Annotated in this window: 12 protein-coding genes; 6 read left to right on the top strand and 6 right to left on the bottom strand. The window is 59.8% G+C overall.

The window, feature by feature from the left end; translation table 11 throughout:
• Positions 1 to 143 precede the first annotated feature (143 nt).
• The 6 genes from ACYZTW_RS08285 (at position 144) to ACYZTW_RS08260 (ending at position 7725) form a co-directional block, all read left to right on the top strand.
• Positions 144 to 2270, top strand: coding sequence for a TonB-dependent receptor plug domain-containing protein (locus tag ACYZTW_RS08285; protein WP_462004474.1), 2127 nt, complete (start codon positions 144 to 146; stop codon positions 2268 to 2270).
• Position 2271: 1 nt separating this feature from the next.
• The gene (locus ACYZTW_RS08280; RefSeq protein ID WP_462004473.1) at positions 2272 to 3201 is read left to right on the top strand and encodes an ABC transporter substrate-binding protein; all 930 of its coding nucleotides are present in this window, start codon (positions 2272 to 2274) and stop codon (positions 3199 to 3201) included.
• The gene (locus ACYZTW_RS08275) at positions 3198 to 5099 is read left to right on the top strand and encodes an ATP-binding protein (RefSeq protein WP_462004472.1); all 1902 of its coding nucleotides are present in this window, start codon (positions 3198 to 3200) and stop codon (positions 5097 to 5099) included. Before ACYZTW_RS08280 ends, ACYZTW_RS08275 begins: the two co-directional genes overlap by 4 nt.
• Positions 5100 to 5346: 247 nt before the next feature.
• On the top strand, positions 5347 to 5862 hold the full coding sequence (fabA, locus tag ACYZTW_RS08270) for a 3-hydroxyacyl-[acyl-carrier-protein] dehydratase FabA (RefSeq protein WP_462004471.1): 516 nt from the start codon (positions 5347 to 5349) through the stop codon (positions 5860 to 5862).
• 11 nt (positions 5863 to 5873) lie between these two features.
• A complete protein-coding gene (gene fabB / locus ACYZTW_RS08265) occupies positions 5874 to 7094 on the top strand; it encodes a beta-ketoacyl-ACP synthase I (RefSeq protein ID WP_283181300.1) in 1221 nt (406 codons plus the stop codon).
• 442 nt (positions 7095 to 7536) lie between these two features.
• Positions 7537 to 7725, top strand: a complete 189-nt coding sequence (locus tag ACYZTW_RS08260) for a hypothetical protein (RefSeq protein WP_462004470.1) — start codon at positions 7537 to 7539, stop codon at positions 7723 to 7725.
• 96 nt (positions 7726 to 7821) lie between these two features.
• On the opposite strand, the gene ACYZTW_RS08255 is transcribed toward ACYZTW_RS08260, so the two are convergent.
• The 6 genes from ACYZTW_RS08255 to ACYZTW_RS08230 all read right to left on the bottom strand — a co-directional run bounded on the left by ACYZTW_RS08255 (position 7822) and on the right by ACYZTW_RS08230 (position 15112).
• Positions 7822 to 8364, bottom strand: coding sequence for a DUF2058 domain-containing protein (locus tag ACYZTW_RS08255; RefSeq protein WP_462004469.1), 543 nt, complete (start codon positions 8362 to 8364; stop codon positions 7822 to 7824).
• Between the two features lie 28 nt (positions 8365 to 8392).
• Complete coding sequence (gene mazG / locus ACYZTW_RS08250; RefSeq protein WP_462004468.1) at positions 8393 to 9226, bottom strand: nucleoside triphosphate pyrophosphohydrolase; 834 nt, start codon at positions 9224 to 9226, stop codon at positions 8393 to 8395.
• Between the two features lie 132 nt (positions 9227 to 9358).
• Positions 9359 to 11602, bottom strand: a complete 2244-nt coding sequence (gene relA, locus ACYZTW_RS08245) for a GTP diphosphokinase (RefSeq protein WP_462004467.1) — start codon at positions 11600 to 11602, stop codon at positions 9359 to 9361.
• 123 nt (positions 11603 to 11725) lie between these two features.
• Positions 11726 to 13078 carry a 23S rRNA (uracil(1939)-C(5))-methyltransferase RlmD gene (gene rlmD / locus ACYZTW_RS08240; protein WP_462005723.1) on the bottom strand — a complete coding sequence of 451 codons (1353 nt, stop codon included), beginning with the start codon at positions 13076 to 13078 and terminating at the stop codon, positions 11726 to 11728.
• Positions 13078 to 13980 (bottom strand): cysteine synthase CysM, encoded by a 903-nt coding sequence (gene cysM / locus ACYZTW_RS08235; RefSeq protein WP_462005722.1) that lies wholly within the window; start codon positions 13978 to 13980, stop codon positions 13078 to 13080. Before cysM ends, rlmD begins: the two co-directional genes overlap by 1 nt.
• 109 nt (positions 13981 to 14089) lie before the next feature.
• On the bottom strand, positions 14090 to 15112 hold the full coding sequence (locus ACYZTW_RS08230; RefSeq protein WP_462004465.1) for a PDDEXK nuclease domain-containing protein: 1023 nt from the start codon (positions 15110 to 15112) through the stop codon (positions 14090 to 14092).
• Positions 15113 to 15169: the final 57 nt, after the last annotated feature.

The following is a 15169-nucleotide window of genomic DNA, read 5'->3' as shown; positions in this document are numbered from 1 at the left end:
CCGTGGCGGCCAGCCCCCGCATCAATTACCGACACTTGTAGGAAGAAGACCAAGAAAACCGAGGAAAATGCCCACAACGTGACTGGAAAAGTCATTGCTCTCGGTTAACATGCGCGCCAATTGTTCGCTATCAAGGATGTGTTGTGTCGTTTGGCTCTCCCTCACCTCGCTCGCCGCTGGTACTGGCGCTGATCTTCAGCTCGCCATTGCTTGCAGACGACTTGTTCCTCGACAGCGAGCCGCTGCCGCCAGTATTGACCGCGACGCGGCTCAAGCAGTCGCCGGCCGCGGTACCGGGGAGCATGACGGTGATCGACAGCGAACTGATCAACGCCAGTGGCGCTCGGGACATCAGTGAGTTGCTGCGACTGGTGCCGGGAATGATGGTCGGCAACATCAATGGCAACCAGGCGGCGGTGAACTATCACGGCACCAATGCGACCGAAGCGCGACGCCTGCAAGTCTTGATCGACGGCCGTTCGGTATACCGCGCAGGCCTGTCCACAGTGGACTGGAGTGACATTCCGGTGGCCATGGAGGACATCGAGCGCATCGAAGTTTTTCGCGGCCCGAACACCGTCAGCTATGGTGCCAATGCGCTGATGGCGGTGGTCAACATCATCACGCGCAACCCGGCCGACAGCCATGGCACGCGGATGAAAGTCACCCGTGGGCAGCGCGGCATCGACGACTTTTACGCCAGTCAGGAGGGCGTGGGCTGGGACGACGGCGACCTGCGCCTGTCACTGTCCGGCCAGCAAGACGACGGCTTCGACTCGGACCGCAACGGCGCCGACTACCGCGACAGCCGCCGTTTGAATCGCTTCAACCTCGCCGTCAGCCAGACGCTCACTGAAAACCAGAGTATCGACTGGCAATTGAATGCCAAGGACGGGACCAACCAGCGTCCGTATACCTACCGCCCGGTCTTCTCGGGGATTACCGCTGCAGGGAACAATTCCGACGTTATCGCCAAGGACTACGCTGGCTCGCTGCGTTGGAACCTCGACATCAATCCCGATCACAGCCTTTACATCCAGGGCTCGGCGCAACATTGGGATCGTCAGCAGACCTGGCGTGCCTGCGATGCCGAGGTTTCGTTCAGCCCGCAGTTGACCGAACTCTGGCAGCTCAACCCGAATTACACCGAGCGCCTGGCGCGCAACATGGAGCGCTACACCGGCCCCGGCGCACCCGCAGGTGACCCGGCCCAGCGCGCACTTGCCAATCAAGTGCTCGACCAATGGCGAAACGGCGCCCGGCAAACCCTCTGTGGCGATATTGACCAGAGCACCCGGGAATCGCGCTACGACCTTGAATTGCAGGACACCCTCAGCCTGTCCGATAGTCTGCGGCTGGTCAGCGGCATGAATTATCGTTACGACCGGGCAGATTCCGAGACCTACTTCAATGGCACCCTCGACGACACCACCTGGCGGGCGTTCGGCCAACTCGAGTGGCGCGCCACCGAGCATTGGTTGCTGCAGGGTGGTGCGATGTTCGAAGACACGCAATTGATCGGCAGTTCGCTCACCCCGCGGGTGGCGGTCAACTACCTGATCAACCCGCGCCATGGCCTGCGGGCGGTGTACTCGGAAGCCATCCGCTCGCCGGACATGTTTGAGAACAACGTCAACTGGAGCTATCAGGTAAAGAACCTGCGGCCCAGCGCTTACGGCCAGACCAGCGCCCGTTATTTCGTCAAGACCCGTGGCCCCGGCGACCTCGAACAGGAACACATGCGCTCCCGGGAGCTGGGCTACAACGGCTACTTTGCGCAGTGGGGACTGGCGGTCGATGTGAAGCTGTTCTACGACGAAATCACCGGGATGATCAGCGAACCGCTGCGCAACAACCAGTACATCGCCAGCAACTCAAACAGCTCGCGCTTCTCCGGGACAGAAACCCAGCTCGACTGGCGAATCAGCAGCGCCGATCGCCTGCGCCTGACCTATGCCTACGTCGATGCCGAGGCGAGCAACCCGCAGGATGCGCAACAGACGGCTCGAAACAGTGGTTCCGCCGGTTGGCTGCGCAACTGGGGCCATGGCTGGAACAGCGCGCTCTTCTACTATGGTGACGATGCCCTGAACGGCTACCGCTTCGAACGGGTCGACACGCGCATCGCCAAACGCATCGGTCTGGGCAAGGCCAGCCTGGAACTGGCCGGCGTGCTCCAGCAACGCCTCGACAACCAGCCCACGACCTTCGTCGACAACAACTACGACGAGCGCCGGGTGCTTTACTTCAGCGCAGAGCTGGCGTTCTAAGATGCTAAGCCCGTCACGCAAGACGCCAATCCTTGGCCGCCTGCTGGCCGGGTTGTGCCTGGTGTTTGCCGGGCTGCTGAGCAGTCTGGAGGCCAGCGCCGCGGACATTTTGCTGACCGGCGCCGAGGACAGCCCGGGCATGCAATCCTTCACCCAGGCCCTGAGCGCGTTGCGGCCTGCCGATAACGTGCGCTTCCAGCCTCTGGCCAGTCTGCCGGCGCCAGGCAAACTGCCCGCCGGCACCCGTTTGATTCTGCTCGACCTGCCGAGCCTCGACTGGCGCCTGCAAGACGCCCAGGGCCCGGCGACGCTGGTGCTGCGCATCAGCCGCCTGCAAGCTCGTCAGCATCTGGGCGACACCCTGCCCCCACGCCTCAGCCTGCTCTGGAGCGATCCGCCTCTGGACCGACAATTGCGCCTGACCCGATTGCTGCTGCCTCAGGCCAAACGGGTCGGCGTGCTCTTCGACAGCCACAGCGAATTCCTCTTGAAAGAACTGCATCAGGCCGCCCACTCCCTGGGCCTTGAGGTGGTCACCGAGCGCTGGGATAACACCAACGACAGCCGGCCGCTGCAAACCCTGCTGAAAAACAGCGACGTGTTGCTGGGCCTTGACGACCCCGATCTGTACAACCCGAAAACCGCGAAAAACCTGTTGCTCAGCAGCTATACACGGCAACTGGCGCTGATCGGCCCAAACGCCGGGTTCGTCAGGGCCGGGAGCCTGGCCAGCACCTACAGCGATCAGAGCGATTGGCTGGCGATACTCGACGAGCTACTCGACCGGCCACCGGCCACGTGGCCACGCACGCACTACCCGCAACACTTCAAAGTCTTAAGCAACCCGCAAGTGGCTCGTTCATTAGGGATTGAACAGATGGATGAAGCGTCTGTCGCAACACAGTTGGCCGAAGGAGAAAACCGCCCATGACCTTCCGTCGCCGTTGGGACATCAACACCCGCACGCAAATCATCAGCCTCGGCCCTGCCCTGTTGCTGACGTTGCTGTTGATCAGCTTCTTCACCTTCGTGCGGATCCAGGACCTGCGTCAGGAGCTCAACCACACCGGGCAGCTGATCGCCAACCAACTGGCGCCGGCCACCGAATACGGGGTGATTTCGGGCAACAACGAAGTACTCGACAGTTTGCTCAAGGCCACCCTGGCCACGCCCAATGTGCGCTTTCTGGAAGTCCAGGACAGTGCCAACCGGATCCTGGTGTACGTCGAGCAACCGTCGGAAACCCATAACCGCTCACATCAGGTCGAAGTGTTCCAGGCCCCGGTGCGGCTGCAACGAATCCAGCTGCACAATGATTTTCTGCAGGGCAGCCGCGTCGCCAACACGTCGTCCACCGAGGATTATCTGGGTCGGGTGATCGTCGGGCTGTCCAATGACGCCTTCAGCCAGCGTCAACAGGAAATTCTGCTCAAGGCCGGGATCCTGGCGCTGTTCGCCCTGCTGTTTACTTTTCTGGTCGCCCGGCGCCTCGCCGGCAGCCTGTCGCAACCGATCCGCGATATCGGTAACGCGGTCAAGGCGATTCAGGGCGGCGACTACAAAACGCCGCTGCCGATCGTCGACGACACCGAACTGGGCGCGTTGTCGCAACACATTAACAACCTCGCCAACGGGCTCGAACAAGCCAGTCGCGAACAGCATCAAGCGATGGCGCAGTTGATTCAGACTCGCGAGGAAGCGGAAAAGGCCAACAACGCCAAATCCGATTTCCTTGCGATGATGAGCCACGAACTGCGCACGCCGATGAATGGTGTGCTGGGCATGCTGCAACTGCTGGAAACCACCGAGATGACCGAGGAGCAGGTCGAATACGCGGCGCTCGCCTCGGAGTCCACCGAACACCTGCTCAAAGTCATCAACGACATTCTCGATTTCTCGCGCATCGAGCGTTCGGAACTGGAGCTGGAGCACATTCCGTTCAACCTTGCGGACCTGATCGGCAGTTGCGCCCAGTCGTTCTCGCACAGCGCCGTGCAACGCGGGCTCGACCTGGCGCTGTCGATTCCGGACGACATGCGCGCGTTGCAGGTTCAGGGTGACCCGACGCGGATCCGGCAGATCCTGGTCAACCTGATCGGCAATGCGCTGAAATTCACCGAACAGGGCCGCGTCAGCATCGAACCACAATGGCAATCGCTGGATCACGAACTGCTGTGGTTCACCTGCACCGTGCGCGACAGCGGGATTGGTATCTCGGCTGAAAGCCTGGAATTGATGTTCAACGCCTTCCAGCAGGCCGACAGTTCTATCTCGAGGCGTTACGGTGGCACCGGGCTGGGCCTGCCGATTGCTCGCACGCTGGCTGAACGCATGGGCGGCACGTTGCGCGCCCAGAGCGAGGAAGGTCGCGGCTCGGTGTTCACCCTGGAAATCCCGCTGGCGCTCTATAAACAGACGCTGCCAGTGCGGGTGCCGCGCGCACCGACCGGCACCGGTGATGGCGAAGGGCGCAACGTGCTGCTGGTGGAAGACAATCCAGTCAATCAAACGGTCATCGAAGCAATGTTGCGCAGTCTGGGCTTTACTGTCAGCGTCGCCACCGATGGTGCCCAGGCAGTGCGCAGTGCCGAGAGTCTGATTTTTGAAGCCATTCTGATGGACTGCCGGCTACCGATCATCGACGGCTACGAAGCTACCCGACAGATCCGCCAATTACCCGGCTGCACAGACTTGCCGATCATCGCGCTGACCGCCAACGCCTTGCAGGGTGACCGCGAGGCCTGTTTATCGGCGGGAATGAACGATTACCTGGCCAAGCCCTTCAAACGCACAGATTTGCAGCAAATTCTGCAGCGCTGGGTGCAGTAGTGCAGGCCTTTCGGCTATCTGCGACTGGCGTGAAAGGCGAAAGTGCGGCAGTCTTAGGCACCCGAACAGGCCCGAAAAGGGGCTTGAATAATAATTTCAGTGCACAAGTGTACATTCATGTCCTTGGTGCTGTGACTTTCACCACAACGCAATAGTCTATGAGTAGGCTGCTGACTCGAGGCATGAACGCTTCGATCGGCCGGGAAGATTTGCCCCACCTGCCGCATGGGACTATTGAGGAGCTCGCATGACCAAACAAAACGCCTTTACTCGGGAAGACCTGCTGCGCTGCAGTCGCGGTGAGCTGTTCGGCCAAGGTAACGCGCAACTGCCCGCCCCCAACATGCTGATGGTGGATCGCATCACCCATATCAGCGAAGAGGGTGGCAAGTACGGCAAAGGTGAATTGGTCGCCGAGCTGGATATCACTCCGGACCTGTGGTTCTTCGCCTGCCACTTCGAAGGTGATCCGGTGATGCCGGGCTGCCTGGGCCTCGACGCCATGTGGCAACTGGTCGGCTTCTTCCTCGGCTGGCAAGGTCTGCCGGGCCGTGGGCGTGCGCTGGGTTCGGGCGAAGTGAAATTCTTCGGCCAGGTTCTGCCGACCGCCAAGAAAGTGACCTATAACATTCAGATCAAGCGCGTGCTGAAGGGCAAGCTGAACCTGGCCATCGCCGATGGTTCGGTCAGTGTCGACGGCCGCGAAATCTACACCGCCGAAGGCCTTCGGGTCGGCGTGTTCACCTCCACTGAAAACTTCTAAGGGTTATCCGCATGCGCCGCGTCGTTATCACTGGTCTGGGCATCGTTTCGTGCCTGGGCAATGACAAAGAGACCGTCTCCGCTAACCTGCGTGCAAGCCGCCCTGGCATCCGGTTCAACCCGGAATATGCCGAAATGGGTCTGCGTAGCCAGGTTTCCGGCTCCATTGACCTTCCCCTCGAAGAGCTGATCGATCGCAAGATCTTTCGCTTCGTCGGCCACGCGGCGGCTTACGCCTACCTGGCCATGAAAGACGCCATCGCCGACTCCGGTCTGACCGATGAGCAAGTCTCCAACCCGCGTACCGGCCTGATCGCCGGCTCCGGTGGCGCCTCCACGCTGAACCAGATGGAAGCGCTGGACATCCTGCGCGAGAAAGGCGTCAAGCGCGTCGGCCCATACCGCGTTACGCGGACCATGAGCAGCACCGTTTCCGCTTGCCTGGCCACGCCGTTCAAGATCAAGGGCCTGAACTACTCCATCGCTTCTGCCTGTGCCACCAGTGCTCACTGCATCGGTACCGCCATGGAACAGATCCAGATGGGCAAGCAGGACATCGTGTTCGCCGGCGGCGGTGAAGAAGAACACTGGAGCCAATCGTTCCTGTTCGACGCCATGGGCGCACTGTCCAGCCAGTACAACGAAACCCCGGAAAAAGCTTCCCGTGCCTACGACGCCAAGCGTGACGGTTTCGTCATCGCCGGCGGTGGCGGCATGGTCGTGGTCGAAGAGCTGGAACACGCTCTGGCCCGCGGCGCGAAGATCTACGCGGAAATCGTTGGCTACGGCGCGACCTCCGACGGCTACGACATGGTTGCCCCAAGCGGCGAAGGCGCCATCCGCTGCATGCAGATGGCCATGTCCACCGTTGACGCTCCGATCGACTACCTGAACACCCACGGCACCTCGACTCCGGTCGGCGACGTCATGGAAATGAAAGGTGTGCGTGAAGTGTTCGGCGACAAGGCTCCGGCCATCAGCTCCACCAAGAGCCTGTCGGGTCACTCCCTGGGCGCCGCCGGCGTTCACGAAGCGATCTACTGCATGCTGATGATGGAAGGCAACTTCATGGCGGGTTCCGCCAACATCGACGAACTGGACCCGGAAGTGGCAGACATGCCGATCCTGACCAAGACGCGCGAAGACGCCACCATCAACACCGTGATGAGCAACAGCTTCGGCTTCGGTGGCACCAACGCGACCTTGGTACTGAAGCGCTGGCAGGGTAAGTAATACCCCGCCACTACGCTGCACATAAAAACGCCCCGGCTGGTTCGGGGCGTTTTTATGTGCCATGGAAAAATGAATTCACCACAGCTCCCTGTAGCAGCTGGCGAAGCCTGCGTTCGGCTGCGAAGCAGTCGTAAATCCTGCGTATGCGATTTACCTGACACACCGAGGTGCTGATTTCACGACGACTGCGTCGCCGAACGCAGGCTTCGCCAGCTGCTACAAGTCCTGCGTCGCCTGCAGGTTTTTCTTCGCGAACATGAAGCTTTTGTCATACAACTCAATGCCCTGCGACCGAATGTCGCGCGTTTAGTGGGCTGCAGGACTTTTACCAAATTCGAAATAGTCCGTTACCAAACTCAGTCGTTTACTTAGCAGGCTAACCAAACATATAACGGAGTCCTGCACACGCCTTGCTGCAGATAACAGAGATTGGAGCTAGCAGATGACTGTAAAAGTAACTGAACGCGACGATTCACATATGTCCCATGAAGGCGTAGCCGCCGGTATCCGGATCTGGGACGTGCACCAACAAGACATGCTGGTGGGGATGTTCCACTCCGAAACCGACGCCCACAGCTACAAGGCCGAACTGGAAAAACTGGAGCAGCAACGAGAACTACGTTCCGCCTAGGCGCGGAGCCTAGGCGCTCCGCATAAGCAATGACAGCATTGAAAACGACAAACCCCGCCATGAGCGGGGTTTGTCGTTGTTGCAGTCTTTAAAGACTTACCACATCAGATCGTCAGGGATCTGATAGGCCGCGTACGGATCGTCCTCGGCAGCAACTTCTTCAGTCTTGACGTTCAGCTGCACGATCCGTTGCGGATCGCGCTCCTGGATCTTCAGGGCCGCCTCACGGGGGATCACTTCGTAACCGCCAGCATGGTGCACGATCGCCAGGAAGCCATTGCTCAGCTGGTTGCGCATCAGCGTGTTGACGGAGATGCGCTTGACCTTCTTGTCGTCAACGAAGTTGTAGTAGTCCTCGGTCGTCAGCTTCGGCAGACGCGAGACTTCGATCAATTGCTTGACCTGGGCGGCGCGGGCCTTCGCCTCGGCCTTCTCCTGTTGCTGACGGTTCAGCTCCTGATCGCGCTTGACCTTCTCGGCCATGGCTTCCTGAGCCGCTCGCTGCTGCGAGTCATCGAGTTCGATCTGACCTTTGTGGGCCAGACGCTGCTGTTTCTGCTTCTCTTTGCCGACCTGTTTGGCCTGCTTCTGGTTGACCAGCCCTGCTTTGAGCAACTGGTCGCGAAGGGAAATGCTCATGGTGCTTATTACTCACTTAGGCAACTGCTCAACCGCAGCTGGGCAAATTCTTTTCCTGACGTTTGGCTTCGCCCCACAAGGCGTCCAACTCTTCGAGGGTGCAATCTTCTATGGGACGGTGGGTATCGCGCAATGCCTGTTCGATAAAACGGAAGCGTCTTTCGAACTTGCTGTTGGCGCTACGCAGTGCAGTTTCCGGATCGACCTTGAGATGACGCGCCAGATTGACCACGGAAAACAACAGATCACCGACTTCATCGGCAATCGCTGCCGAGTCATTGTCGGCCATGGCTTCGAGCACTTCATCAAGCTCTTCGCGGACTTTATCCAGCACTGGCAAGGCGTCCGGCCAGTCGAAACCGACCTGCCCCGCGCGCTTCTGCAACTTCGCCGAACGGGACAATGCCGGCAGTGCTGCGGGCACGTCGTCGAGCAAGGATAACTGTTCGGGCGCCGAAGATTTCTCCGCCCGTTCTTCAGCCTTGATCTCTTCCCAGCGCTGTTTGACCTGTTCTTCACTCAGTCGCGGGATATCCAGCGGCGCGTACAGATCACCGGTGGGGAACACGTGAGGATGTCGGCGAATCAACTTGCGGGTGATGCTGTCGACCACACCCTCGAATTCGAAGCGCCCTTCTTCCCGGGCCAACTGGCTGTAATAAACCACCTGGAACAGCAAATCCCCCAACTCACCCTGCAAGTGATCGAAGTCACCGCGCTCGATGGCGTCGGCGACTTCGTAGGCTTCCTCAAGGGTGTGCGGGACGATGGTTTCGTAGGTTTGCTTGATGTCCCACGGGCAGCCGTACTGCGGGTCGCGCAGACGGTTCATCAGGTGCAGCAAGTCTTCAAGTTTGTACATCAATCACTCTCACTGCAAAACCCTGTGGGAGCGAGCCTGCTCGCGAAGAGGGAGTGCCAGTCGACATCATTGTTGTCTGACACACCGCTTTCGCGAGCAGGCTCGCTCCCACATTGGATCGGGGGATCATCATCAAGGCGTGCGGTTACGACGGGTTTCGATGATGTTCGGCAACTGGGAAATCCGACCCAGCAACCGCCCCAGTGCATCAAGCCCCGGAATCTCGATGGTCAGGGACATCAACGCGGTGTTGTCCTCTTTGTTCGAGCGGGTGTTGACCGCCAGCACGTTGATCCGCTCGTTGAGCAGCACTTGCGAAACGTCACGCAGCAGACCGGACCGGTCGTAGGCGCGGATGATGATGTCCACCGGATAGGTGAGCACCGGCACCGGGCCCCAGCTGACCTGGATGATCCGCTCGGGCTCGCGCCCGCCCAGTTGCAGCACCGAGGCGCAGTCCTGACGGTGAATGCTCACGCCACGGCCCTGGGTGATGTAACCGACGATCGCATCCCCCGGCAGCGGCTGGCAGCAGCCGGCCATCTGGGTCATCAGGTTGCCGACGCCCTGGATCTGGATGTCGCCGCGCTTGCCCGGCTTGTAACCGGTGGCTTTGCGTGGAATCAATTCCAGCTGTTCGTTGCCGCGTTCCGGCTCGACCAGTTGCTGCGCCAGGTTCACCAGTTGTGCCAGGCGCAAATCGCCTGCGCCCAACGCGGCGAACATGTCTTCGGCCATTTTCATGTTGGCCTTTTCGGCCAACTTGTCGAAATCTACCGCTGGCAGACCGAGGCGGTTGAGTTCGCGTTCCAGCAAGGTTTTACCGGCGGCGACGTTCTGATCGCGCGCCTGCAATTTGAACCAGTGAACGATCTTCGCCCGTGCCCGCGAGGTGGTGATGTAACCCAGGTTCGGGTTCAGCCAGTCGCGACTCGGGGTGCCGTGCTTGCTGGTGATGATCTCGACCTGTTCACCGGTTTGCAGGCTGTAGTTGAGCGGAACGATGCGCCCGTTGATCTTCGCGCCACGGCAGTTGTGACCGATTTCGGTGTGCACGCGGTAGGCGAAGTCCAGCGGCGTCGCGCCCTTCGGCAAGTCGATGGCGTGACCGTCCGGGGTGAAGATGTAGACCCGGTCCGGCTCGATATCGACCCGCAGCTGTTCAGCCAGACCACCAATATCACCCAGCTCTTCGTGCCACTCGAGGACCTGACGCAGCCAGGAGATTTTCTCTTCGTAGTGGTTGGAGCCGGATTTGACGTCAGTGCCCTTGTAGCGCCAGTGCGCGCAAACGCCCAGTTCGGCTTCTTCGTGCATGGCGTGGGTGCGGATTTGCACTTCCAGCACCTTGCCCTCGGGGCCGATCACCGCCGTGTGCAGCGAGCGGTAGCCGTTCTCTTTCGGGTTGGCGATGTAGTCGTCGAATTCTTTCGGGATGTGCCGCCACAGAGTGTGGACGATACCGAGCGCGGTGTAGCAGTCGCGCATTTCCGGCACCAGCACGCGAACCGCGCGCACGTCGTAGATCTGGCTGAACTCCAGACCCTTGCGCTGCATTTTGCGCCAGATCGAATAGATGTGTTTGGCCCGGCCGCTGATGTCGGCATCGACGCCGGTGGCCTGCAATTCGTTTTTCAGCTGAGTCATCACGTCGCTGATGAAGCGCTCGCGATCCAGACGCCGCTCATGAAGCAACTTGGCGATCTGCTTGTACTGATCGGGCTCAAGGTAACGGAAGGACAAGTCCTCCAGTTCCCACTTGATGTGACCGATACCGAGACGGTGAGCCAAAGGCGCATAGATGTCGAAGACTTCACGAGCAACGCGGTTGCGTTTTTCGTCATCGGCGGTTTTCACCGCACGAATCGCGCAGGTGCGTTCGGCCAGTTTGATCAGCGCAACGCGAACGTCGTCGACCATGGCGACCAGCATCTTGCGCAGGTTCTCGACCTGGCCCTGCGTGCCCAGCACCAGGGATTGACGGGGGCTGAGGCTGGCGCTGATCGCTGCCATGCGCAACACGCCGTCGATGAGTTTGGCGACCACCGGACCGAAGCGCTGGCTGACCGCCGGCAATTCAATCTGGCCTTCGCGCACGCCGCGATACAGGATCGCGGCAACCAACGAATCCTGATCGAGTTTGAGGTCGGCGAGAATCTCGGCGATCTCAAGGCCCGTGCGGAAACTGGAAGTCCCTTCGGACCACAGATTCTTCGCCGCATTGGCTTGCTGTTCGGCCTGTCGAGCGAACTCGCAGGCTTCCTTCAAGGCTTCGCGATCCAGTGCCGGATCGACACTGACCGCGTGATCGAGCCAAGCCTCGAGATTGATACTGCCGTCGGTGTTGATCGGCTGGTGTGCTCTCACCTGTACCATCTTGCTTACCTTCCCTACGACGCAGATTCAATGCGTCAAATCGCTGACCTTCGTTGCCCGTGTGCCCACGTCAGGGCTGGTGCGCGGCTGCACGGGCGGGCCAGTCGGACCAGACGAGCCGTCCTAGCTCGCTTCAAATAACGCCATGGCCTCGACATGTGCCGTCTGAGGAAACATATCGAGAATCCCGGCACGTTTTAACCGGTAGCCCTGCTTGATCAATTCGACCGTGTCGCGCGCCAGCGTTGCCGGATTGCACGACACATACACCAACCGTTTGGCGCCCAGGGACGCCAGCGTGCGCACGGCCTCGAAAGCACCGTCACGCGGTGGGTCCAAGAGTACCGCACAAAAGCCTTCGCTGGCCCATTCGGCATCGGTCAAAGGCTGGGATAAATCGGCCTGAAAAAACTTCGCATTATGAAGATTGTTGCTAGCGGCGTTTGCGGCTGCCCGCTCGACCATTGCCTGCACACCTTCCACTGCCACCACTTCACGAACAACCTTGGCCAGCGGCAAGGCAAAGTTACCCAAACCACAGAACAGATCGAGAACGCGTTCATCCGCCGCAGGCTTCAGCCAGTCCAGTGCCTGGGCGACCATCGCTTCGTTGACCCCGGCGTTGACCTGGATGAAATCTCCCGGCCGGTACGCCAGGTTCAAGTCCCACTGTTCAAGTCGATAACCCAACGACTGGTCAGCCTCGACCGGTTGCGGTTCACCGTCACCGTGTAGCCACAATTGGGCTTCATGGAAGGCGCAGAAATCCTTGAGGATCGTCATGTCGGCGTCGGACAGCGGCGCCATGTGCCGCAGCAATACGGCCAATTTCGATCCAGCAAATAATTCCACATGCCCCAGCGCCTGAGGTTTGCTCAAGCGCCGAAGCATTTCCGGCAAGCGGGTCATGATCGGTTGCAAGGGTTGTACCAGCACCATGCATTCGTTGATCGCAACGATGTCCTGACTGCCAGCGGCGCGGAAACCGACTTCGAGTTTTTTCGCCTTCATGTCCCAGCGCACCGCCACTCGGGCGCGACGGCGGTAACCGAACTCCGGACCGCTCAACGGCGCTGCCCATTCGTCGGGTTCGACACCGGCGATCTTGGACAGTTGCTCGGCGAGCATGCGCTGTTTCAGGGCGAGTTGTTCGTTGTGCGGCAGATGTTGCACGCTGCAACCGCCACAGCGACCGGCATGCGGACACGGTGCCGGGCGGCGCAGTTCGCTGGCCTGGAACACCCGTTCGGTGCGCGCCTCGACCACTTTGCCGTGGGCGCCCAATACGCGCGCCTCGACTTCTTCACCGGCCAATGCGCCGAGGACGAACCAGGTGCGACCTTCAAAAAACGCGATACCGCGACCGTCATTAGCCAGGCGCTCAATACTCAAGCGCTGCTTTTTGCCGGTCGGAATTTGCGGGGCCTTGCTGCCGCCGGTGGGCTGGAAGCGCAGGCCTCTCTCTTGCTTGGCCATCATTTAGGCGCGTCGAAAATGCCGGTCGACAAGTAACGGTCGCCACGGTCGCAGATGATCGCGACGATCACCGCGTTTTCAACTTCTTTGGACAGACGCAGCATGGCTGCTACGGCACCGCCCGAGGACACGCCGCAGAAGATGCCTTCTTCGCGGGCCAGACGACGGGTCACGTCTTCGGCTTCGCTTTGCGCCATGTCGACGATCCGGTCCACGCGCTCGGCCTGGTAGATCTTCGGCAGGTATTCCTGCGGCCAGCGACGGATGCCCGGAATCGCCGAGCCTTCCATCGGTTGCAGGCCGATGATCTGCACGCTCTCGTTCTGCTCTTTCAAGTAGCGCGAGACGCCCATGATGGTACCCGTGGTGCCCATCGAACTGACGAAATGGGTGATGGTGCCTTCGGTCTGACGCCAGATTTCCGGGCCGGTGGTGGTGTAGTGCGCTTCGGGGTTGTCGCCGTTGGCGAACTGATCCAGCACCTTGCCGCGGCCTTCGGCTTCCATTCGCTGGGCGAGGTCGCGGGCGCCTTCCATGCCCTCTTCCTGGGTGACCAGAATCAGCTCGGCGCCATACGCCGTCATGGCGGCTTTACGTTCGGCGCTGGAGTTGTCCGGCATGATCAGGATCATCTTGTAACCCTTGATCGCGGCGGCCATCGCCAGGGCGATCCCGGTGTTACCCGAGGTCGCTTCGATCAGCGTATCGCCGACGTGGATCTGCCCGCGCAACTCGGCGCGAGTGATCATCGACAGCGCCGGACGGTCCTTGACCGAACCCGCCGGGTTATTCCCTTCGAGCTTGAGCAAAAGGGTATTGCTGGTGGCGCCAGGCAGGCGCTGCAAACGGACCAGCGGAGTGTTGCCGACGCAATCGGCGATGGTTGGGTACTGCAAGGTCATGGCGTAATTCGCAATCCAGACTGCGGGGGCGACTATCATACCGGCAAACCATCGCAGGCCATATCACGCAAAGTACGGTGCTTATGGTTTATGGGAATAAGGGGCTGGATCAGTACTCTTCGCCTTGCGCGATATTCAATGCATAGAACTCATGCAACTTGGCCTGCAACAACTGTTTGTCCGGTAGCTGCACCTGGTATTCAGCGATCAGCGCTGGCGACAAGCTGCGGTTAAGGGCGTACTCGACCACCTCGTCATCCTTGCTGGCGCAGAGCAATACACCAATGGCCGGATTTTCGTGAGATTTGCGCTCCTTGCGATCCAGCGCTTCCAGATAGAAGTTCAGTTTGCCCAAATACTCCGGTTCGAAGCGGCCGACCTTAAGCTCAATGGCCACCAGACAGTTGAGCCCACGGTGGAAGAACAGCAGATCCAGGGCGAAATCACGCCCGCCGACTTGCAGCGGGTGTTCAGAGCCAACAAAACAAAAGTCGCGCCCCAGCTCGATCAGAAATTCCTTGAGACGAGCCAGCAAACCTTTATGCAGATCGGTTTCGGCATGGCCGCCGGGCAGGTCGAGAAACTCGAGCATGTAGGTGTCGCGGAATATATCCAGCGCAGCCGGGTGAGTTTGTTTCAGGACTGCTGAGACTTTTGCTGGCTGGGTAATGCTGCGCTCGAACAGCGCAGCTTTGAGCTGGCGCTCCAACTCACGCGTCGACCACTTTTCCTGGACGGCCAGACGCAAATAGAACTCACGCTCTTGCGGGTGCTTACTCTGAGTCAGGATAAGCAGATTGTGGGTCCAGGGTAATTGTGTCAGCAGTGCTGACACTTTTTCATTGTCCCGATAAGCCTCGTAAAACTGGCGCATACGGAACAGATTGCGCCGGGTAAACCCGCGCAACCCTGGTTGAGTTTGAGACAGATGTTCAGCCAATTGACTGACCACAGAATCGCCCCACTCTGCCTGCTCCAGCTTGCGACTGATGTAAGCACCAACTTGCCAATACAGCTCGATCAACTGGGTATTCACCGCCTGAATGGCCTGCTGCTTGGCACTTTGAATCAGCGCAAGCACTTCATTGAAACGGTCGTCGGTTATGCTGCCGGGGACGCTGGATGCATTCATGCCGAACTCCTGGAGGACGAGGAAAAACGCGAGTCTATTCCGTCAAATCAGGCTTAA

It is taken from the genome of Pseudomonas sp. LB3P25 (assembly GCF_054897985.1).
The sequence above is the reverse complement of the archived record's forward strand: the minus strand, read 5'-3'. Positions and strand labels throughout refer to the sequence as shown.